This is a genomic window from Spiribacter sp. SSL99 (genome assembly GCF_009805925.1).
GTDB classification, from domain to species: Bacteria; Pseudomonadota; Gammaproteobacteria; order Nitrococcales; family Nitrococcaceae; genus Spiribacter; species Spiribacter roseus.
Genome location: NZ_MAOM01000016.1, coordinates 72,421 through 93,835, shown reverse-complemented (window position 1 = coordinate 93,835; position 21,415 = coordinate 72,421). Strand labels below are relative to the sequence as shown.

Genomic DNA, 21,415 nt, shown 5'->3' with positions numbered 1-21,415 from the left:
GCACCAAAACGGGCCCTGCCGTGACCGATTCCGGGCATCATCCGGGTGCATGCACCACCTTAACGCGTTTGGTGGTGCAAACGCACCAATACCGTGCATTGGGCGCCGGCGGGCTGCCTGACAGGGATGGCGCGGGCGGGCTATACTTTCCGCTTTCGCCGCTTTGCTGGAGAGCATCGATGACGTTTCAGGCGCTGATTCTCGCGCTGCAGAAGTACTGGGCCGACCGGGGCTGCGTCCTCATGCAGCCGCTCGACATGGAGGTGGGCGCGGGCACCTTCCACCCCGCGACCTTCCTGCGGGCCATCGGCCCCGAGCCGTGGCGCGCCGCCTACGTCCAGCCCTCCCGCCGGCCCACCGACGGCCGCTATGGCGAAAACCCCAACCGCCTGCAGCACTACTACCAGTTCCAGGTGGTGCTCAAGCCCTCACCCAAGGATATCCAGGAGCAGTATCTGGGCTCGCTCGAGGCGCTGGGCCTCGACCCCCTGGTGCACGACATCCGCTTTGTCGAGGACAACTGGGAGTCCCCCACGCTGGGCGCCTGGGGCCTGGGCTGGGAGGTGTGGCTCAACGGCATGGAGATCACCCAGTTCACCTACTTCCAGCAGGCCGGCGGCCTCGACTGCCGGCCGGTGATGGGCGAGATCACCTACGGGCTGGAGCGCATCGCCATGTACCTCCAGGAGGTGGAGAGCGTCTTCGATCTGGTCTGGAGCGAGGGCGTGGACGGACCGGTGACCTATGGCGACGTCTACCTGCAGAACGAGCGCGAGCAGTCGCGCTACAACTTCGAGGAGGCCGATGTCGAAAGCCTTTTCCAGGCCTTCGACACCCACGAGCGCGAGGCGCTGCGCCTGGTGGAGCAAGGTCTCGCGCTGCCGGCCTATGAAATGACCATGAAGGCCTCGCATGCCTTCAACCTGCTCGACGCCCGCCACGCCATTTCGGTGACCGAGCGTCAGGGCTACATCCTGCGCGTGCGCACCCTCGCCCGGGCCTCGGCCCAAGCCTATTACGATTCGCGGGAGGCACTCGGCTTTCCGCTGTGCCGCGACAACGGGTCGGATCGGAGCGTGGCATGAGCGGGGCAACGGCGACGCTGCTTTTTGAGCTGGGCATGGAAGAGCTCCCGCCGGGCGCCCTCGATACCCTGAGTGACCGCCTGGCCGCCGCAGTGGCCGATGGTCTGGACCGGGCCGGGGTCAGCCACGGTGAGGTCCGCGCCCTGGGCGCACCGCGACGGCTGGCGGTGCAGATCGAGGCGGTGGCCCGGCGCCAGCCCGATCGCGACTTCGAGCGGCGCGGTCCGGCGCGGGCGGTGGCCTTTGATGAAGCGGGGGCCCCCACCCGCGCCGCGGAGGGGTTCGCCCGATCCTGCAGGGTGGACGTCGATCAGCTCGAGACCCTTGAGACCGACGAAGGCGCCTGGCTGGTCCACCGTGGCACCGAAACGGGGCGGGATACCGACGCGCTGCTGCCGGCGCTGATCGACCATGCCCTCACCCAGCTGCCCATTCCCAAGCGCATGCGCTGGGGGGATCAGAGCAGCGAGTTCGTGCGCCCGGTGCACTGGGTGGTGTTGATGCTCGATCAGGCGGTGGTGCCGACGGAAGTCTTCGGTGTCGCCAGCGGCCGCGACAGCCGTGGCCACCGCTTCCATCATCCCGGCCCGGTCAGCCTGGCTAATGCCAGCGACTACACCGCCGCCATGCGCGCGGCTCATGTACTGGTCGATCGCACCGACCGGCGCGATCACATCCTTGAGGGTGTCCGCGCCGAGGGCGAGGCAATCGGCGGCCATGCGGTCATCGACACCGAACTGCTCGATGAGGTGAATGCCCTGGTGGAATGGCCGGTGGTGCTGTCGGGCAGTTTCGACGAGGCCTTCCTGCGGGTCCCGCCCGAGGCGCTGATCTCGAGCATGCAGGGCCACCAGCGCTACTTCCCGGTGCGTGACGCGGACGGTCATCTGCTGCCGCGGTTCATCACCGTCGCCAACATCGACAGCCGCGACCCGGCACGGGTCATCGCCGGCAATGAGCGCGTGATCCGGCCGCGGCTCGCGGATGCGGCGTTTTTCTGGGACCAGGATCGGGCCCGGACGCTGGAATCGCGCCTGCCCGCCCTGGAACAGGTGGTGTTCCAGAAGCAGCTCGGCAGCATCGCGGAGAAGTCCGCCCGGGTGGCGGCGTTGGCGGCCCGGTACGCCGAGCGCTTCGAGACCGACGCCCATCAGGCCCAGCGTGCCGCCCGGCTGGCCAAGGCCGATCTGCTGACTGAAATGGTCGACGAATTCCCCGAGCTGCAGGGCGTGATGGGGCGCTATTACGCCCGCGAGGACGGCGAGGCGGCAGCCGTGGCGGCGGCGCTGGATGAGATCTATCAACCGCGCTTTGCCGCCGATGCCGTGGCCGCCTCACCGCTGGGGCGGCTGCTGGCGGTGGCGGAACGCGCCGACACGCTGGTGGGCATCTTCGCCATCGGCAAGGCGCCCACCGGCGCCAAGGACCCCTTCGCGCTGCGGCGCGCTGCCGTGGGTCTGCTGCGCAGCCTCATTGAGGGCGAACATGCCATCGACCTGGCGGCGCTTTTTCAGGCCGCGGCGGCGCAGCAGCCAGCGGCGCTGGCCGCGGCCGAGCAGGTCGAGCCGCTGGTGGAGTTCTGCCTCGAGCGGCTGCGCGGCGTCTACCAGGAGGCGGGTTACGGCGCCGAGCTGTTCGAAGCGGTGCGATCGGTACGCGCCCCCGGAACACTGACGCCGCTGGATTTCGACCGCCGCCTGCGGGCCTGTCACGACTTTGCCCGACTGCCCGCGGCCGGCAGCCTGGCAGCGGCCAACAAGCGGATCCGCAATATCCTGCGCAAGGCCGGCTCTGAAATCCCTGCGACGGTGGACAAGACACGACTGGATGAACCCGCGGAGCAGGCATTGGAGAGCGCCCTGGAGTCGCGGGCCCCGGCGGTGGAGGCCCTCATCCAGCGCGGCGCCTACAGCGAGGCACTGGCCCAGCTGGCGGAGCTGCGCGAGCCCGTTGACCGGTTTTTTGACCAGGTCATGGTGATGAGCGACGACCCGGCCATTCAGGCCAACCGTCTGGCCCTGCTGCAGCGGCTCCAGGACCAGTTCCTGGCGATCGCCGATGTCTCGGCCCTGCCGGAGTCGGCTTGAGCCGTGCGCCCGCACTGCGTCCTGCTGGACCGCGACGGCGTCATCAACCACGATTCCGACGCCTACATCCTCGGCGTCGATGACTGGGAACCCCTTCCCGGCAGCCTGGCGGCCATCGCCCGGCTGACCCGGGCGAGCATTCCGGTGGCGGTCTGCACCAATCAATCGGCCCGCGCCCGGGGCCTGATCTCGGCCGCTGGCCTGGCCGCCATCCACCGGCGCATGACCGCGGCCATCGAGGCCGCCGGGGGCCAGTTCGCCGGGGTCTTTGTCTGCCCCCACGGCCCGACGGACGACTGCGACTGCCGTAAACCCGCGCCGGGGCTGCTCCATCAGGCCCTTGAGGCCCTCGACTGCGCGCCCGATAAAGCGCTGTTCATCGGGGACAGCCGCCGCGATCTGGACGCCGCGCGCCGGGCCGGGGTGACGGCCTGGCTGGTGCGCACGGGCAATGGCCGCAGGACCGAGGCCGATAGCGGGACAGCGGTGCCGGTATACGACGATCTGGCCGCGGCGGTGGAGGCGCTGCTCCAATGACGGCGCCGGCCGGCGGCACGGTGGGTCGAGGCAGTCTCATCCGGGGCGTTCTCTTCCGGATCGGCCTCACGATCACCGTCATCCTCTGGGCGCTGATCAGCCTGCCAAGCTTTCCCCTGCCGCTGCGCTGGCGCTACTGGTGGATTACCCGCTGGTGCGCCATCGTCGCGGTAATGGTCCGCTATATCGGCGGAATCCGTATAGAAATCAATGGCCTGGAGAATCGACCGGCCGCCCCGGGGGTCATCATGGCCAAGCATCAGAGCGCCTGGGAAACCCTCAATCTGCTGCCCTGGTTCTACCCGCAGAGCTGGGTGCTCAAGCGCGAACTGCTCAGGATCCCGGTATTCGGCTGGGGACTGGCACGGCTTGATCCCATCGCCATCGATCGGCGTGCCACCCGCGAGTCACTGCGTCAGGTCGTGCGTCAGGGCACTGAAAAGCTCCGCCAGGGGCGCTGGGTGGTGATTTTTCCGGAAGGGACACGGGTGGCGCCGGGTGAGCGTGGCCGTTATCAGCAGGGCGGCGCGCTGCTGGCGTGTCAGGCCGGCGTCGATGTGACGCCCATCGCCCACAATGCCGGCGAGCACTGGCCGAGAAAGGGATGGCGGATGAACCCCGGCATCATCCGGGTGGAGATCGGCCCCCGCATCCCGACCGCCGGGCGGACGCCGGCGGCCGTCAATCGTGATGCGGAGGCCTGGATCGAGTCGGAAATGCAGCGGCTGAGCGCGTCTAGACGTCCAGATTGCTGACCTGGAGGGCGTTTTTCTCGATGAACGCCCGCCGGGGCTCAACATGGTCGCCCATCAGGGTGGTGAAGATGTCATCGGCGCCCACCACATCCTCGATCCTCACCTGCAGCAGGCGACGGGTCTCCGGGTCCATGGTGGTTTCCCAGAGCTGGTCGGGATTCATCTCACCCAGCCCCTTGTAGCGCTGCACGGATAGGCCGCGCCGGCCCTCCTCCATCAGCCACTCCACGGCCTCGCGGAAGTCGCTGACGGGCTCACTGCGCTCGCCACGACGGATTTCCGCCCCCTCGCCGATCAGGGTTTCCAGTGCTTCGGCCAGACGGCGGATGCTTTCATATTCCCGCGACAGAAAGAACGCCGCCGGGAATGAGTAGGGATAGAGGATGCCGTGCATGCGCTTGGTGATGACCGCATCCTGAAAACCGCCGTCCGGTCCGGTCTGTACCTTGACCCGATACTCAGTGCCGGTGGGCAGACCCTGGTTGATCTGCTCGCCCAGTGCGTCGAACCAGCCCTGCAATGCCTCGCCATCGCGCAGGCTGTCTTCGTTGAGCGGCGGCCGGTCGACCATGGCGCGCAGAATCACCGGATCAGAGCGCCGACCCAGGTGATCGATCATCTCCATGGTATCCAGATACTGGCGGATCAGCCGCTCCAGCGCTTCGGGACCGATGACCGGTGCATCCGATGACGGCAGCAGGCTGGCACCGGAGAGTGACAGCTGCAGCAGGTAGTTGGTGAGCTCACGCTCGTCCTTGACGTAGTGCTCCTGCTTGCCGCGGCGGACCTTGTAGAGCGGCGGCTGAGCGATATAAACGTGGCCCCGCTCCACCAGCGCCGACATCTGCCGGTAGAAAAACGTCAGCAGCAGCGTGCGGATGTGAGAGCCGTCGACGTCGGCGTCGGTCATGATGATGATGCGGTGGTAGCGGAGCTTTTCAGGATCGAATTCCTCGCGACCGATACCGCAACCCAGGGCCGTGATGAGGGTGCCCACCTCGGCGGAGGACAGCATCTTGTCGAACCGCGCCTTCTCGACGTTCAGGATCTTGCCCTTCAGAGGCAGGATCGCCTGGGTCCGCCGGTCGCGCCCCTGCTTGGCGGAGCCGCCGGCGGAGTCACCCTCCACCAGATAGAGCTCGGACTGCGCGGGATCCTTTTCCTGACAGTCGGCGAGCTTGCCCGGCAGGCCGGCCACATCCAGCGCCCCCTTGCGGCGGGTCATCTCGCGGGCCTTCCGAGCCGCGTCGCGCGCCCGGGAGGCATCAATCACCTTCTCGACAATGGCACGGGCGTCATTGGGGTTCTCGTAGAGGAAGGCGTGGAGCGCCTCGGACAGGCTGGACTCGACAACGCCCTTGACCTCGGAGGACACCAGTTTTTCCTTGGTCTGGGACGAGAACTTGGGATCCGGCACCTTCACCGAGATCACCGCAGTCAGCCCCTCGCGGATATCATCACCACTGGGCGTGACCTTGAGCTTTTTACTGAAGCCCTCGGTTTCCATGTACTGGTTGAGCGTGCGGGTCAGGGCCGCCCTGAACCCGGCCATGTGGCTGCCGCCATCCTTCTGTGGGATGTTGTTGGTGAAGCAGAAGATCGCCTCCTGATAGGAGTCGCTCCACTGCATGGCCACTTCCACCAGGATGTCGTCGCGGTAGGTGCTCAGAAAGAACACCGACGGGTGCAGTGGCGTCTTGTTTTTGTTCAGGTGCTCAACAAAGGCGCGGATCCCACCGGCGTATTCAAACGCGTCTTCGCGCTCGCTCTGCTCGTCCTTGAGGACGATGCGCACGCCGGGGTTGAGGAACGAGAGCTCGCGGAAACGCTTCGCCAGAATGTCGTAGTTGAAGTCGATATTGGTGAAGACTTCCGGGCTGGGATGAAAGGTGATCCGGGTACCGGTCTCTTCGGTTTCGCCAGCCACCTTGAGCGGGGCCACGGGCTCGCCGGCGCTGTATTCCTGCATGTACAGCTTGCCGTTCTTGTTCACCACCAGTCGCAGGTGATCCGACAGCGCATTGACCACTGAAACGCCGACACCATGGAGCCCGCCGGAGACCTTGTACGAGTTGTTGTCGAACTTACCACCGGCATGCAGCACGGTCATGATGACCTCGGCGGCCGAACGGCCCTCCTCGGGGTGGATATCCACCGGCACACCGCGTCCGTTGTCCTTGACGGACACCGAATCATCGCCGTGGAGAATGACCTCGATCTCGGAGCAATGCCCGGCCAGCGCCTCATCGACGGCGTTGTCCACCACCTCAAAGACCATGTGATGGAGGCCGGTGCCGTCATCGGTATCGCCGATATACATCCCGGGCCGCTTGCGCACGGCATCCAGCCCACGAAGCACCTTGATCTGGGAAGAATCGTATTCGCTGTTTGCGCTCATCGGATGACCTTTTCGAACAAGGGTCCAAGTATAACCGATATCGGCCGGCAACAGGCGAATGGGAACTAACCGCCCGTCGCCTCCACACGACCCTGTTCCACGTGGAACCATCGGGCATCCCCCTCCACCGGCAACAGATCCCCCTCGATGGCCGTGAGGAAAACCTGAGCCCCACCCGCCTCAAGGCGGCGGACCAGATCGGCCCGATGCGACCGATCGAGCTCCGCCGGCAGGTCGTCCACCAGCAACAGCGGCCGCTGAGTGGCCTGCGTCGTCCAGTGATCGGCCAGCGCGACCTTGATCGCCGCCACCAACAGCTTCTGCTGTCCTCGACTGAGATAACTGGTCGCCTCGACGCCATCCGCGGTTACCCGAAAATCCGCCCGGTGCGGGCCGTGCAGACTGAACCCCTGGGCCAGCTCCTGGTCCCGGGACGCCGCCAGGATGGCATCGAGGGCTTCGCCTGCCCGCCAGCCCGTCCGGTAACGCCAGTCGAGAGTGGCGTCAGGCAACCACTGCCGCGCGATTTCGAGCGCATTGGGAAGCACGGCTTGCAGAAACCGCTGTCGCCGCGCATCAACGGCGGTGGCGGCGGCCGCCATCTCCGGCTCCCAGGCCTGTGCCAGACGACGATCCCCCGCCCTGAGCGCCACATTGCGCTGACGCAGGGCGCGCTGATAACGCCGCCACTCTTCCCGATAGGTAGGTTCCACGTGGAACACTCCCCAGTTCAGAAAGGCACGACGCGTCGCCGGGCCATCGGTCAGGAGCCGCTGCGCCTCGGTATTGAGCACTTGAAGGGGCAGCAGCCAGGCCGATTCAGAGAGTGCCGTCACGTCCCGCCCATTCAGCCGAACCCGGGTTTCGCCCGAACGGTGCTGAACACCCAGCCGGTGAAGCTGCCCGCCAGCCTGCACCCGTCCACTGACCAGCGCCTCGGACTCGCCGCTGCAGATCAGCCGGGCGGTTCGGTGGGTAATGAAGCTGCGTGAGCGCGCCAGAAAATGAATTGCTTCCAGCAGACTGGTCTTACCGGCGGCATTCGCCCCCTGAAAGATATTCAGTCGCGGATCCGGGTCAATGGATCCCGCGACCAGATGGCGGACGGCCTGCCAGCGACAGTGGGTGAGACCGTCCACACCCGCTGACCCGTCCATCCCTACAGGCGCATCGGCATGACGACGTAGCGGGCATCGCGCAGGGTCTCGCCGAGAATGAGGGCGCTGCTGTTGGCGTCACGCACGTACAGCTGAACCGTGTTTTCATCGATCGCCGCCAGCGCATCGAGCATGTAACTGGCGTTGAAGCCGATTTCCATGGCCTCACCATTGAACGAGGCGGGGACCTGCTCCTCGGCTTCTTCCTGCTCGGGGTTATTGGACTGAATGCGCAGCTGATCGGCCTCAAATCCAAACCGCACGCCGCGATACTTCTCGTTGGACAGGATCGATGCGCGGACCAGTGCCTTGCGCAGCGTCTCGCGATCGACCACTGCAAAGCTGCCTTCCTCGGCAGGGATGACCCGCTGATAGTCCGGGAAGCGCCCATCGATCAGCTTCGAGGTAAACCGGATACCGGAGAGCGTCACCTGGATATGGCCGGGGCCCAGATCCAGTTCCACCGGCTCCTCATCATCGTCCAGCAGCCGCAGCATCTCCTGGATGCCCTTGCGCGGCACGATCACCTGGGTGGTCTCGACGGCCTCGTCAGTGGACGGCACGGCCGCAAGCGCCAGGCGATGGCCATCGGTGGCCACCGCCCGCAGCTGCCGGGGCTCAAGCTCGAGCAGCAGTCCGTTCAGGTAGTAACGCACATCCTGCAGGGCCATGGCGAAGTGGCTTTTCTCAATCAGCCACTTGAGCTGCGACTGCGGCAGCGAGAAGCGCTGCGCCGGTTCCACATCATCGGCGGTCGGGAAGTCTTCTGCCGGCAGTGTCGCCAGCGAAAACCGGCTCGGCCCCGCCTTGACCACGATCCGCTCCTGCTCCTGACGCAGATTGACCACGGCGTCATCCGGGAGATTGCGGACAATGTCCATCAGCTTACGCGCCGGCACCGTGACCTGCCCGGGCTGACCGCCCTCAAGCGGTGTGTCGGTCTTCAGCTCGACTTCGAGATCAGTCGCCGTCAGGCAGAGCCGATCGTCGGTCTTCTCAATGAGCACATTGGCAAGGATCGGCAGCGTCTGGCGCCTTTCGACAACGCCGATGATCGCCTGCAGCGGCCGAAGAAGGGTTGCCCGTTCAATCTGGAATTCCATGGCTGGTCTCGTTGTTCTCTTATTATAAGAGTGTGTATTAAAGACTGTTGTAGTGACAAGGCCGGCCCATCGCCTTGGATAACCGCCTCAGGTTGCTGATTAATAACAATTTTTATCGAATCATATCCTGTTCATTAAAGCCGCTGATACGGGGATGGAAGCTGCATAACCTGTGGACAGAATCGGCCCCTCTTTTTATCAACCGGTTATCCACATCATGATGACAGGGTTCTCGACAGGTTGTGATAGTCCTCATCAAACCGGGCGTCCGATTCGCGCAGTGACTGCACCTTGCGGCAGGCATGCAGCACCGTGGTGTGATCACGGCCGCCAAAGGCATCACCGATTTCCGGCAGGCTGTGGCTGGTCAGCTCCTTGGCGAGCGCCATGGCCATCTGCCGGGGCCGGGCGATGGAGCGGCTGCGCCGTTTGGAGAGCAGATCCGAGACGCGCACCTTGTAGTACTCCGCCACGGTCTTCTGGATGTTCTCGGTGGTCACGAGCTTGTCCTGTAGTGCCAGCAGGTCGCGCAGGGCCGACTTGGCAAAGTCCACGGTGATCGGCTCGCCGGTGAAATGCGCATTGGCCATGACCCGGCGCAGGGCGCCCTCGAGCTCACGGATGTTGGAGCGGATCCGCTTGGCGATGAAAAACGCCACCTCGGGGGGCATGTCGATGCCGGCCTGGTCGGCCTTACTGAGCAGAATCGCCACCCGGGTCTCAAGCTCGGGCGGGTCGATGGCAATGGTCAGCCCCCAGCCAAAGCGCGACTTCAGGCGTTCCTCGAGACCGTTGATCTCCTTGGGATAGCGATCGCAGCTCATCACCACCTGCTGATGGCCTTCGAGCAGCGCATTGAAGGTATGGAAGAACTCCTCCTGCGAGCGCTCCTTGCCGGCAAAGAACTGGATATCGTCGATGAGCAGCGCGTCGACCCCGCGGTAGTGGCGCTTGAACTCGTTGATGGCGTTGTGCTGCAGGGCCTTGATCATGTCGGCGACGAAGCGCTCGGAGTGCAGATACAGCACCCGTGCATCGGGCCGGCCGTTCATCAGTGCATTGCCGATGGCGTGCATCAGATGGGTCTTGCCCAGGCCGACACCGCCGTAGATGAACAGCGGGTTGTAGGCCTGACCCGGGTTGTCCACCACCTGCAGGCTCGCCGCCCGGGCCAGCTGGTTGGATTTGCCCTCGACGAAGGTGTCAAAGGTGAAGTCGCGGTTCAGGTTGGCATTGTGCGGCGTCGAGGCAGGCGCGCTGGTGCGGGCCCGGGACTCGCGCTCATCGCTTGGCGCCACCCGGGGGGCCGTGGGCTGGGCGCCGATGCTCATGATCAGCTGGGGCGGTGAGTCGGGGTACTGACCGGCGAGCAGTTCCTCGATGCGGGTCGAGAAATGCTCGCGCACCCAGTCGAGGACAAATCGGTTGGGCGCGTACAGACGCAGCTGATTGCCCTGCTCCTCGGCCTGCAGGGGCCGGATCCAGGTGTTCAGCTGTTGGTCGGGGAGTTCTTTCTCCAGCCGCTGCAGGCAGCCCTTCCAGAGTGATTCGGACAAGAATGCGCTTCCTTCAAGATCGTCGCGGGTCGCGATCGAGTCTATCGTCTGGCCTGATCCTGTACCAGCAGCGCTGCGTCGACGGCCCACGGCGGCAATTGACAGGCCGCTGGCCGCGACAGTACATTTCACGGCTGTTTATCTGCTAACCACTTTGATAAGGCGGTCCCGTCATGAAGCGGACGTTTCAACCCAGTGTGATCAAGCGCAAGCGCAATCATGGTTTTCGCGCCCGGATGGCGACCCGGAACGGGCGCAAGGTGCTTGCACGGCGTCGGGCCAAGGGACGCGCACGGCTGACGCCCTGACGTTGGATCCGGCGACGGCGGGCAGCGAGCGGTTTCCCCGCGCTGCGCGGCTGACGCGGTCCCGTGACTTCCGGGCCGTGTTCGCCGATGCCCGTCGCCACGGCGACCGCCATTTCACCGTGCTCGTGGGACAGGGCGGCGCTGACACCGCACGCCTCGGGCTGGCGGTTTCAAAGCGGGCGGCGCCACGGTCGGTGGACCGGAGCCGACTGAAGCGACTGATTCGAGAGCGGTTCCGCCACCACCTCGCCCGGCTGCCCGCGGTGGATGTGGTGGTGATGGTTCGACCGGTGGCGCGGCAATGCGACAATCCGGTCCTGATCCGGTCACTCGACAAACTCTGGCAACGGATATCCGGTCCATGCGAATCATCCTGATCGGCCTGCTTCGCGCCTATCGCACCGTCATCAGTCCGCTGTTCGGCCCCTGTTGCCGGTTCCATCCGACCTGCTCGTGCTATGCCATCGAAGCGGTCGAGCGCCACGGCGCACTGCGCGGCAGCTACTACGCGATCCGGCGGGTCCTGCGCTGCAATCCCTTCCACCCCGGCGGCGTCGATCCGGTTCCGGGCAGTGAAACCACGAGTCGTCACTCATGATGGACAACCAACGCCTTTTTCTGGTCGGGGCGCTCGCCCTCGTCCTGTTGCTGATCTGGACCACCTGGCAGCGCGATTACAGCACCCCGCCGCCGCAGGCCGAGTCCACCGAGGCGGCTTCCGAATCCAGCGCACCCGCCCCGGCCGCCGAGGCACCCGAGGCCGCTGCGGATCCGCAACCGGCGGATGCCCCCGCCCGCGAGCCCGGCGCGGAGGGGGATGACCCGACACGCACTGACGGCGACGTGATCCGGGTCGAGACCGATACCCTGCTGGTGCAGATCCCGCTGCAGGGGGGCAACATCGTTCAGGCCCGCCTGCCCCGGCATTCCGTGTCCGAGGACAACCCCGCGCCGTATACCCTGCTGAGCCCCGACGATCCGCTGTTCATGGCCCAGAGCGGTCTGGTCAGTGACGAGGGCAGCGCGCCCGACCACCAGGCCCGGTGGAGCGCGGGCGCCGAGCGCTATGTCCTCGAGGAAGGTCAGGACCGCCTCGAAGTGCCGCTGACCTGGAGTAACGGCGACGGCGTTGAGGTGATGCGGACGTACATCTTCGAGCGGGACAGCTATGTCGTGCGCATGGTCCAGAGCGTGGAGAACACCAGCGATACGCCGTGGCGGGCCTATCAGTACAACCAGCTGCGCCGCTCCTCGGAGACCGAGGGCCCGGGGTTTCTGGGCGCGGCGAGCTACACCGGCGGGGTGATCTACAGCCCGTCGGAGAAGTACGAGAAGATCAGCTTCGGCGACATGGAAGACGGCAACCTGTCGCGCGACATCGACAACGGCTGGCTGGCCATGATCCAGCACTACTTTCTGGCGTCCTGGGTGCCGCCGCGCGATCGTGAACTGCGTTATTACAGCCGTTTCGACAATGGCGAGTACGTGCTCGGCCAGAGCTCGTCCTGGCAGACCGCCGAACCCGGCGAAACCGTGTCTTTCGAGAATCGCCTGTTCGCCGGTCCCAAGGAGCAGAGCCGCCTGGACGCCGTCGCGGCGGGTCTGGAGCTGACCGTCGACTATGGCTGGCTGACGATCATCTCCAAGCCGCTGTTCATCGCGCTCAGCTGGATCCACGGCGTGGTGGGCAACTGGGGCTGGTCGATCATCCTGCTGACCCTGGGCATCAAGCTGGTGTTCTACAAGCTCTCCGAGACCAGCTATCGCTCGATGGCGCGCATGCGCAAGCTCCAGCCCGAGATGCAGAAGCTGCGTGAGCGCTACTCCGAAGACCGTCAGCAGATGAACCAGGAGCTCATGCAGCTCTATAAAAAGGAAAAGGTGAACCCGCTGGGCGGCTGTCTGCCCATCCTCATCCAGATCCCCGTGTTCATCGCCCTGTACTGGGTGCTGCTCGAGAGTGTCGAGCTGCGCCAGGCGCCCTGGATCCTCTGGATCCAGGATCTGTCGGTTCGTGATCCGTTCTACGTGCTGCCGCTGCTGATGGGCGCGTCGATGTTCCTGCAGCAGAAGCTCAACCCGGCGCCCATGGATCCGATCCAGCAGAAAATCATGATGGGACTGCCCTTCGTGTTCACGATCTTCTTCATGTTCTTCCCGGCCGGGCTGGTGCTCTACTGGGTGACCAACAACAGCCTGTCGATCCTGCAGCAGTGGTTCATCACCCGCCAGATCGAGGCGGGCGACAAGAAGGCGAATGCCTGACGGGACCATCTGTGCGGTGGCGACGCCGCCGGGTCGCGGTGGCATTGGTGTGGTGCGGCTCTCGGGGCCCGATAGCGCGGCGCTGACCGAGGCGGTGGCCGGCCCGCTGCCGGCGCCCCGGCGGGCGAGCATGCGGCGGTTTGCCGGAGACGACGGGACCGCCATCGACGAGGGGCTGGTGCTCTGGTTTCCCGGCCCGCAGTCGTTCACCGGCGAGGACGTGGCCGAGCTCCATGGCCACGGTGGCCCGGTGGTCATGGACCGGCTCCTGCAGCGCCTGCTGGGCCTGGGCGCCCGGCTGGCGACGCCGGGGGAGTTCAGTCACCGCGCCTACCTGAACGGCCGCATCGACCTGACCCGGGCCGAGGCCATCGCCGATCTGATCGAGGCGGGCAGCGAGTCCGCGGCCCGGGCCGCCATGCGCTCGCTGCAGGGCGAATTCGCCGCGACCATCGACGCCCTGGTGCAGCGTCTGACCGACCTGCGGGTGCACTTGGAGGCCGGCATCGACTTTGCCGACGAGCCCCTCGAGGGGCTGGCGCTGCAGGACGTCACCCGCCAGGTGGAAGCGGTCGCCGCCGAAGTGGCCTCGACCCGTCGCGCGGCCAGCCGCGGGCAGCAGCTCCAGGAAGGCCTGAGCGTGGTGATCGCGGGCCGGCCGAACGCCGGCAAGTCGAGTCTGCTCAATGCCCTCGCCGGCCGCGACGCGGCCATCGTGACCGACCTCGCCGGGACCACCCGGGATGTGCTCGAATCGTACCTGCATATCGATGGCCTGCCGCTGCGGGTGCTGGATACCGCCGGCCTGCGCGAAGGCGGCGATGTGGTGGAGCAGGAGGGCGTGCGGCGCGCCCGCCGGGCGATGGCGGCGGCCGACCGCATCCTGATGGTGGTGGACGACAGCGATGCGGGCGATGACCCCGCGCTGCCCGCGGAATGGCCCGATCATGTCGCGGTGACCACCGTCTACAACAAGATCGATCGCAGCGGTCGGGCCGCCGGCGGGTCGGCGGCGGGCCTCGCCGTCTCGGCGCTGACCGGCGAGGGCATGGAAGCGCTGCGCGATCACCTGCGTGCCTGTCTGGGCGCGGATGACACTGAGGCGGTTTTCATCGCCCGGCGGCGGCATCTGCAGTCGCTGGACGCCGCCGCCGGGCACATCGACGAAGCCCTCACGGCGGCCCGGGCCGGTGCGGGGGAAGAACTGATCGCCGAGTCGCTGGCCGCGGCGCAGGCGTCGCTGGGCGAGATCACCGGGGCAGTGACCACCGAGGACCTGCTGGGCCGGATCTTCTCGACCTTCTGTATCGGCAAATAACGGGGTGGATGCGGCTATGCAATTCGATCAAGGGTATGACGTCATCGTCGTGGGCGGTGGCCATGCCGGCACCGAGGCGGCCCATGCGGCGGCGCGCATGGGCGCGCGCACCCTGCTGCTCACCCAGAGCCTCGAGAGCATCGGTCAGATGAGCTGCAACCCGGCCATTGGCGGGATCGGCAAGGGCCATCTGGTGCGTGAGATCGACGCCATGGGCGGGGTCATGGGCCGCGCCGCGGATCGCGCCGGCATCCAGTTCCGCACCCTCAACCAGCGCAAGGGTCCCGCCGTGCAGGCAACCCGCGCCCAGGCCGACCGCAGTCTCTATCGCCAGGCCGTGCGCAGTCTCCTCGACGCGGTGCCCGGCCTATCGCTGTTCCAGGACACGGTCCATGACCTGATCGTCGAGCATGACGAGGTCCGCGGTGTAGTGACCGGCATGGGGCTCGAGCTGCGGGCCGCCGCCGTGGTCCTCACGGTGGGGACGTTCCTGGGGGGCACGATCCATATCGGCGATCACAACCGCCGCGGTGGCCGCGCCGGCGATGGCCCGTCGATCGCCCTGGCGGAGCGGCTGCGCGCCATGCCGCTGCGGGTCGGGCGGCTCAAGACCGGGACCCCGCCGCGCATTGATGCGGCGAGCATTGACTACCGATCCCTCGACGCCCAGCCCGGCGATGATCAGCCGGTATACTTCTCGCGCTGGAGCCGGGGGGACGAGCACCCGCGCCAGGTGCCCTGCCACATCACCCACACCAATGCCGACAGCCACGCGATCATCCGCGCGGCGCTGCACCGCTCGCCGATGTACAGCGGCGAAATCGACGGGGTCGGGCCCCGCTACTGCCCGTCCATTGAGGACAAGGTGGTGCGCTTTGCCGATCGCGATGGCCACCAGATCTTTCTTGAGCCCGAGGGTCTCGACACCCGCGAGGTCTATCCCAACGGCATCTCCACGAGCCTGCCGTTTGATGTGCAGATCGCCATGGTGCGGAGCATTCAGGGTCTGGAGCAGGCCCATGTCACCCGCCCGGGCTATGCCATCGAGTACGATTATCTCGACCCGCGCGACCTGCACCCCAGTCTCGAAAGCCTGCAGCTGCCGGGGCTGCTGCTGGCCGGGCAGATCAACGGCACCACCGGCTATGAAGAGGCCGGGGCGCAGGGACTGCTGGCCGGGATCAACGCCGCGGCGCGCGCCGGCGGCCTGACCCCATGGGTGCCCCAGCGCCACGAGGCCTACATCGGTGTGCTGGTGGACGACCTGACCACCCGCGGCACCCGCGAGCCCTATCGGATGTTCACGTCGCGGGCGGAATATCGCCTGCATCTGCGCGAGGACAACGCCGACCTGCGTCTGATGCCGGTGGCCCGCGCCTACGGCCTGATCAGCGATGCCGCCTGGCGCGACTTCGCCACCTACCGTGACGCCATCGAGGCCGAGCGCCGGCGGCTGGAGAAGACCTGGATCCGCCCGGTGGATCTGGGTGACGACCATGGCACGCGCCAGCTCGGCCAGCCCCTGCGCCGCGAGCAGTCGCTGATGAACCTTTTAAAGCGCCCCGAGATGGACTACGCGACGCTGCTGTCGCTGCCGGGGGCGGGCCCCGGCCCGGACGATCCGGCCGTGTGCCGGCAGGTGCTGATCGGCGCGCGCTACGAGGGCTATCTCAAGCGCCAGTCCGACCAGGTCGCCCGGCAGGCCCGTCATGAGGACGAGCCGCTGCCCGTGGATCTCGACTACCACAGCGTCGCGGGGCTGTCCGCCGAGGTCTGCGAAAAGCTCCATCACCACCGCCCCGCCACCCTGGGTCAGGCGGGCCGCATCCCCGGGGTGACGCCGGCGGCGGTGTCGCTGCTGCTGGTCCATCTGCGTCGCGGGCGGACCCGCCAGAGCGCCTGAATGACGGCCGACAGCGATCGCGACGCGGCGCGGCTGCGCGATGGCCTTGCGCGGTGGGGGCTCGACCCCGCGGTGGTGCCGGCACTGATCGCCTATCGTGATCTGCTGGCGCGCTGGAACCGGGTGTATAACCTGTCCGCGGTGCGGGATCCGCAGGCGATGATTCCGCGTCATCTGCTCGACAGCCTTGCCGTGGTGCCCTGGTTGCCCGAGGGGGCGCTGCTGGATATTGGTACCGGTGCCGGGCTGCCCGGCCTGCCGATCGCCATCGCCCAGCCGCAGCGCCCGGTCACCCTGCTTGAACCCAATAACAAGAAGGTCCGGTTTCTGCGTCAGGCCTGCCTGGCACTCAAGCTGGACAACGTCACCCTGGTGGCCGAGCGCATCGAGGACTTCGACCCGCCGCAGCCATTTGCCGCGGCGATCTGCCGGGCGTTTACCGACGCCGCCGGTTTCTGGGCGGTGGCAGCGCCGCGGGTCGCCGACAACGCGCCGGTGATCGCCATGAAAGGGCGCCCCGAGGCGGAATCATTGGCGGGCCTGGAAGCCGCCGGCGTATCATGCCGGCGACAGCCGCTGGAGATACCCGGGCTTGATGCGTCACGCCATTTGCTCATCATGGAGCGATCGATCGCTGCCACAGGGATGATCCGATGAATCAGACACTCGCCATCGCCAACCAGAAAGGCGGCGTCGGCAAGACCACGACCTGCGTCAACCTGGCCGCCTCGCTGGTCAGCAGCGGGCGTCGCGTTCTGCTGGTGGACATGGATCCGCAGGCCAACGCCACCGTGGGGGCCGGCATCGACAAGGATGCCGTGCGGGCCAGCAACTACGAGCTGCTCATGGGCGAGGCCACCGCCCGCGGGGTGCGCTGCCGGGAGGTGCACGGCGGCTTCGACCTGCTGCCGGCCAATGGCGATCTGACCGCCGCCGAAGTGGGCCTGATGAGCGTCGGCGAGGGCCGCGAAAAGCGCCTGCAGAGTGCGCTGGCCCCGTGTCGCGAGGAATACGATCACATCCTCATCGACTGTCCACCGTCGCTCAACCTGCTGACCATCAACGCCTTCGTCGCCGCCGATCATGTCCTCATCCCCATCCAGTGCGAGTACTACGCGCTCGAGGGGCTGACGGCGCTGCTCAACACTATTGAGCGGGTCCGGCAGACCGTCAATCCCGATCTTGAGATCGAGGGACTGGTGCGCACCATGTTCGACGGCCGCAACAATCTCTCCAACCAGGTCGGGGCGCAGTTGCTCGCGCACTTCCCCGGTCAGGTCTATCGCACCCAGATACCGCGCAACGTCCGTCTGGCCGAGGCGCCCAGCCACGGTCTGCCGGTGCTGCAGTACGACCGCAGCTCGCGCGGCGCGGTGGCCTACCTCGCGCTCGCCTCGGAGCTCCTGCGGCGCCAGCCACGCACAACCGCCGAGGCGGGAGGATTGTCATGAGTAACCGACGCAAGGGCCTGGGCCGGGGCCTGGACGCCCTGCTGGGCGAATCCGGGGGTGCCGATGGGGCCGGCACCGATGATCTCCGCGATCTGCCGCTGGATCAGCTCGAGGGCGGTCGCTATCAGCCCCGCCGCGAGTTCGACCCCGCCGCGCTCCAGACCCTTGCCCAGTCGATCCGCACCCAGGGCGTTGTCCAGCCCATCGTCGTGCGCACCCTGCCCGATGGCGAGCGCTACGAGATCGTCGCCGGCGAGCGGCGCTGGCGGGCGGCACAGCTCGCCGAGCTCGAGACCATTCCCGCCATCATCCGCGAGATCTCTGACGACCGCGCGGTGGCGGTAGCGCTCATCGAGAATATCCAGCGCGAGGACCTCAATCCGCTGGAAGAGGCCAATGCCCTGCACCGGCTGACCGAAGAGTTCGGCATGACGCATCAGACCATCGCCGAGGCGGTGGGGCGCTCGCGGGTGGGGGTCTCGAACCTGCTGCGCCTGCTCGAGCTGGCCCCCGAAGTGAAGGCCCACATCGGCGAGGGGGCGCTGGAGATGGGGCATGGCCGGGCGCTGCTGGCGCTGGATGCGGCCACCCAGGCCCAGGCCGCGGCGCGCGTGGTCCAGCGCGGCCTGACGGTTCGCCAGACCGAGGCGCTGGTGCGCCAGCTGCTGGCCGGTGACAGCGCCGGGGCCGCCGAGCCCGAGAAAACCGACCCCAACATCCGGCGCCTGCAGGATGACCTCGCCGACCGGCTGGGTGCCAATGTGCGCATCGAGCAGGGCCAGCGTGGCAGGGGCCGGCTGGTCATCCGCTACAACAGCCTGGATGAGCTCGACGGCATTCTCGAGCACATCCGTTGAAGGCCATGGGTGAGTTCATTATACTCCGAGCACTTTTGCAGTCCCGTGCCGTGGCCGTATGCCGCTGAAGCGCGTGGCGGTGCAGATCATCCGCTGGCAGATCGCCATCGGGCTGATCGCCGCCGGCATCTGGACGCTGGCCAGTGGCAGTGATGCCGGGCTGGCCGCGATCGCCGGCACCGGGATCAGCGCTTTCATGACGTTCTACGTCGCGATGCGCTGGGGCCTGAGAAGCGCGACCGAAGACGACCCGAGGGCGATCCTCGGCGCCTTCTACCGCGCCGAGATGATGAAGCTGCTGCTCGGGACGGTGCTGATCGTGATGGCCGTCTACGCCTTTCAGGACGAAGCGGCGGCACTGGTGACAACCCTGGCCCTGACACTGGCCGCCTACGGCCTGGTGTTGCTGGGCGACATTGACTGAACGCTGACAGAACGGGACAGAAACGACTATGGCAAGTTCGGCCACGGAATATGTCACCCATCACCTTGAGCACCTCACGGTGGGCGACGGGTTCTGGACGCTGCACATCGACACGCTCATCGTGTCGTGGGTGCTGGGCCTGATCTTTCTCGGGCTCTTCTACGCGGTCGCCCGCAAGGCCAGCGTCGAGTCGCCCGGTGGGCTGCAGAACATCATCGAGAGCTGTGTCGAGTTCATCGACCAACAGGTCAGCGACAGCTTCAACGGGCCCAAGGACTTCGTTGCGCCGCTGGCGCTGACGATCTTCGTCTGGGTGCTGTTCTGGAACCTGATGGATCTGATCCCGGTGGACCTGTTCCCCGAGATCATGAAGCTGTTCGGCGTTGAGTACGTGCGCATCCTGCCGTCCGCCGACATGAACGCCACCTTCGGCCTGTCGCTGACGGTGCTGCTGCTGATCATCATCTACAGCATCAAGGGCAAGGGCGCGAAGGGCTTCGGCAAGGAGATGTTCTGTCATCCGTTCGGCTCGCACCCGGCGCTGTGGCCGGCCAACCTGCTGCTCAACATCGTCGAGATGATCGCCAAGCCGGTGTCGCTCGGCATGCGACTGTTCGGCAATCTCTACGCCGCTGAGATCATCTTCATCCTGATCGCGCTGCTGCCGGTCTGGGCGCAGTGGGTGCCGGGTGTTGCCTGGGCGATCTTCCATATTCTGGTGATCCCGTTGCAGGCTTTCATCTTCATGGTACTCACCATCGTGTATCTGAGTCTTGCTTATGAGAGTCACTGAGGGGTCGGCCCGGCGCCACCCAACGAACCGCTTTTAACCCTTAAACGACCCCTGTATTGGAGGAACCATGGAAGCAATCGCCCAGGTCCAGGCATTTACCGCCATCACCATTGGACTCATCTTCGCCTTCGCCGCCGTCGGCACGAGCATCGGCTTTGGCCTGCTCGGCGGGAAGTTTCTCGAGGGCATCGCCCGTCAGCCCGAGGTTGCCGGTGTCCTGCAGGTGCGCATGTTCATCGTCGCCGGTCTGCTCGACGCCCTGTCGATCATCGGTGTGGCCTTCGCGGCGCTGCTGATGTTTGCGAACCCGCTGCTCGGCGCGCTGAGCTGATTCCCTCGGACGTCACGACAACCTGCCATTCACCGGCAGCCATCGGAGAGTAGACCGTGGGCATTAACGCAACGCTGTTCGGACAGATGATCACCTTCCTGGTGTTCATTCTGTTCACCATGAAGTTCGTCTGGCCGCCGATCAAACAGGCCATGAGCGAGCGGCAGAAGCGGATCGCGGACGGTCTGGCTTCGGCCGAGCGCAGCCAGCACGAGCTGGAGCTCGCCAAGGAGCGGGCCGCCGAGCACATCCGCGAGGCCAAGGCGCAGGCGGGTGAGATCATCGAGCGGGCCAACCGCCAGGGTGCATCGATTGTCGATGAGGCCCGCGAGGAGGCCCGCACGGTCGCCGAGCGCGAGAAGGCGGCGGCCGAGGCGCGCATCGAGCAGGAAGTCAGTCAGGCGCGGGCCGAGCTCCGGCGCGAGGTCTCGCAGCTGGCCATCACCGGCGCCAGTCGCATCCTCGAACGCGAGGTCGACCCGAAGGCTCATCAGCAGATGCTCGATGAGCTGGCCGAGCAGGTCTGAGGCAGAAGGATATGGCGCAGGAAACCACCGTTGCCCGTCCCTATGCCGAAGCGGCCTTCCAGCTTGCCCAGGCGTCCGGGGCCCTTGCCGGCTGGAGTGACGGTCTGGCCATGGCGGCGGCGGTCGTCGCCGATGACCGGGTCGCCGCGCTGCTGGGTCACCCGCGGGTCGATGACGAGCGCAAGGCGGGTCTGATCATCGACGTCTGCGGGGAGGCCCTGGACGATCAGCAGCGCAACTTCGTGCGTCTGCTGGTGCAGCGCGACCGGATCGGCGTGCTGCCGGAGATCAGTCATCAGTACGATCGGCTTCGGGCCGAGCACGAGAAGACGCTCAGTGCCCAGCTCATCACCGCCCAGCCCGTCGACGACGCGGTGCGCAGCCGGCTCGAGGCATCGCTCTCGAAGCGGCTCGAGCGCGTGGTGAGCCTGGACACCCAGCTCGACGAATCGCTCATCGGCGGTGCGGTGATCCGCGCCGGCGACCTGGTTATCGATGGCTCGGTGCGCGGTCGGCTCAACCGACTGACCAGCGCCCTCAGTCGCTAAGAGGACAGATTA

Annotated in this window: 22 protein-coding genes; 18 read left to right on the top strand and 4 right to left on the bottom strand. The window is 66.4% G+C overall.

From position 1 onward, the window contains the following. The first annotated feature begins 179 nt into the window (after window positions 1–179). From glyQ to BA899_RS05220, 4 genes are read left to right on the top strand one after another with little or no spacing between them, the layout of a single operon-like run. A complete protein-coding gene (gene glyQ / locus BA899_RS05235; RefSeq protein ID WP_148122586.1) occupies window positions 180–1,085 on the top strand; it encodes a glycine--tRNA ligase subunit alpha in 906 nt (301 codons plus the stop codon). Continuing rightward, entirely contained in the window at window positions 1,082–3,172 is a 2,091-nt protein-coding gene (gene glyS / locus BA899_RS05230) for a glycine--tRNA ligase subunit beta (protein WP_159299975.1), read from the top strand. Before glyQ ends, glyS begins: the two co-directional genes overlap by 4 nt. Before the next feature lie 3 nt (window positions 3,173–3,175). Continuing rightward, window positions 3,176–3,709: a D-glycero-beta-D-manno-heptose 1,7-bisphosphate 7-phosphatase gene (gene gmhB / locus BA899_RS05225; RefSeq protein WP_159299974.1), complete on the top strand. Its 534-nt coding sequence runs from the start codon at window positions 3,176–3,178 to the stop codon at window positions 3,707–3,709. Next, on the top strand, window positions 3,706–4,464 hold the full coding sequence (locus tag BA899_RS05220; RefSeq protein ID WP_159299973.1) for a 1-acyl-sn-glycerol-3-phosphate acyltransferase: 759 nt from the start codon (window positions 3,706–3,708) through the stop codon (window positions 4,462–4,464). The genes gmhB and BA899_RS05220 overlap by 4 nt, the downstream gene beginning before the upstream one ends. On the opposite strand, the gene gyrB is transcribed toward BA899_RS05220, so the two are convergent. The 4 genes from gyrB to dnaA form a co-directional block, all read right to left on the bottom strand. Continuing rightward, window positions 4,445–6,862, bottom strand: coding sequence for a DNA topoisomerase (ATP-hydrolyzing) subunit B (gyrB, locus tag BA899_RS05215; RefSeq protein ID WP_159299972.1), 2,418 nt, complete (start codon window positions 6,860–6,862; stop codon window positions 4,445–4,447). The two genes, BA899_RS05220 and gyrB, sit on opposite strands and share 20 nt — an antisense overlap. A 65-nt stretch (window positions 6,863–6,927) precedes the next feature. Further along, window positions 6,928–8,019 carry a DNA replication/repair protein RecF gene (gene recF, locus BA899_RS05210; RefSeq protein ID WP_159299971.1) on the bottom strand — a complete coding sequence of 364 codons (1,092 nt, stop codon included), beginning with the start codon at window positions 8,017–8,019 and terminating at the stop codon, window positions 6,928–6,930. A gap of 2 nt (window positions 8,020–8,021) precedes the next feature. Then, complete coding sequence (gene dnaN / locus BA899_RS05205) at window positions 8,022–9,122, bottom strand: DNA polymerase III subunit beta (protein ID WP_069133827.1); 1,101 nt, start codon at window positions 9,120–9,122, stop codon at window positions 8,022–8,024. A gap of 215 nt (window positions 9,123–9,337) precedes the next feature. Next, on the bottom strand, window positions 9,338–10,678 hold the full coding sequence (gene dnaA, locus BA899_RS05200) for a chromosomal replication initiator protein DnaA (protein ID WP_159299970.1): 1,341 nt from the start codon (window positions 10,676–10,678) through the stop codon (window positions 9,338–9,340). A 173-nt stretch (window positions 10,679–10,851) separates the two neighbouring features. On the opposite strand from dnaA, the gene rpmH reads away from it, so the two are divergent. From rpmH to BA899_RS05130, 14 genes are all read left to right on the top strand, one after another. Next, window positions 10,852–10,986, top strand: coding sequence for a 50S ribosomal protein L34 (rpmH, locus tag BA899_RS05195; protein ID WP_023368428.1), 135 nt, complete (start codon window positions 10,852–10,854; stop codon window positions 10,984–10,986). Window positions 10,987–10,988: 2 nt separating this feature from the next. Beyond that, complete coding sequence (rnpA, locus tag BA899_RS05190; protein WP_083217659.1) at window positions 10,989–11,363, top strand: ribonuclease P protein component; 375 nt, start codon at window positions 10,989–10,991, stop codon at window positions 11,361–11,363. Continuing rightward, complete coding sequence (gene yidD / locus BA899_RS05185; RefSeq protein ID WP_069133826.1) at window positions 11,348–11,584, top strand: membrane protein insertion efficiency factor YidD; 237 nt, start codon at window positions 11,348–11,350, stop codon at window positions 11,582–11,584. Before rnpA ends, yidD begins: the two co-directional genes overlap by 16 nt. Further along, a complete protein-coding gene (gene yidC, locus BA899_RS05180) occupies window positions 11,581–13,251 on the top strand; it encodes a membrane protein insertase YidC (RefSeq protein ID WP_370456317.1) in 1,671 nt (556 codons plus the stop codon). The genes yidD and yidC overlap by 4 nt, the downstream gene beginning before the upstream one ends. Then, entirely contained in the window at window positions 13,244–14,569 is a 1,326-nt protein-coding gene (mnmE, locus tag BA899_RS05175; protein ID WP_159299969.1) for a tRNA uridine-5-carboxymethylaminomethyl(34) synthesis GTPase MnmE, read from the top strand. Before yidC ends, mnmE begins: the two co-directional genes overlap by 8 nt. 16 nt (window positions 14,570–14,585) lie before the next feature. Next, window positions 14,586–16,472: a tRNA uridine-5-carboxymethylaminomethyl(34) synthesis enzyme MnmG gene (mnmG, locus tag BA899_RS05170; RefSeq protein WP_159299968.1), complete on the top strand. Its 1,887-nt coding sequence runs from the start codon at window positions 14,586–14,588 to the stop codon at window positions 16,470–16,472. Next, entirely contained in the window at window positions 16,473–17,129 is a 657-nt protein-coding gene (gene rsmG, locus BA899_RS05165; protein ID WP_148122577.1) for a 16S rRNA (guanine(527)-N(7))-methyltransferase RsmG, read from the top strand. It begins immediately after the preceding gene. Further along, window positions 17,126–17,923, top strand: a complete 798-nt coding sequence (locus BA899_RS05160) for a ParA family protein (RefSeq protein WP_069133821.1) — start codon at window positions 17,126–17,128, stop codon at window positions 17,921–17,923. Before rsmG ends, BA899_RS05160 begins: the two co-directional genes overlap by 4 nt. Beyond that, window positions 17,920–18,780, top strand: coding sequence for a ParB/RepB/Spo0J family partition protein (locus BA899_RS05155; RefSeq protein ID WP_069133820.1), 861 nt, complete (start codon window positions 17,920–17,922; stop codon window positions 18,778–18,780). Before BA899_RS05160 ends, BA899_RS05155 begins: the two co-directional genes overlap by 4 nt. Window positions 18,781–18,838: 58 nt before the next feature. Beyond that, window positions 18,839–19,204, top strand: coding sequence for an ATP synthase subunit I (locus BA899_RS05150; RefSeq protein WP_159299967.1), 366 nt, complete (start codon window positions 18,839–18,841; stop codon window positions 19,202–19,204). A gap of 28 nt (window positions 19,205–19,232) precedes the next feature. Beyond that, the gene (atpB, locus tag BA899_RS05145; RefSeq protein WP_144346861.1) at window positions 19,233–19,997 is read left to right on the top strand and encodes a F0F1 ATP synthase subunit A; all 765 of its coding nucleotides are present in this window, start codon (window positions 19,233–19,235) and stop codon (window positions 19,995–19,997) included. 76 nt (window positions 19,998–20,073) lie between these two features. Further along, a complete protein-coding gene (atpE, locus tag BA899_RS05140; protein ID WP_186295084.1) occupies window positions 20,074–20,328 on the top strand; it encodes a F0F1 ATP synthase subunit C in 255 nt (84 codons plus the stop codon). Window positions 20,329–20,384: 56 nt separating this feature from the next. Then, a complete protein-coding gene (locus BA899_RS05135; protein WP_069133816.1) occupies window positions 20,385–20,855 on the top strand; it encodes a F0F1 ATP synthase subunit B in 471 nt (156 codons plus the stop codon). An 11-nt stretch (window positions 20,856–20,866) separates the two neighbouring features. Further along, window positions 20,867–21,403 carry a F0F1 ATP synthase subunit delta gene (locus BA899_RS05130; RefSeq protein WP_144346859.1) on the top strand — a complete coding sequence of 179 codons (537 nt, stop codon included), beginning with the start codon at window positions 20,867–20,869 and terminating at the stop codon, window positions 21,401–21,403. Window positions 21,404–21,415 lie beyond the last annotated feature (12 nt).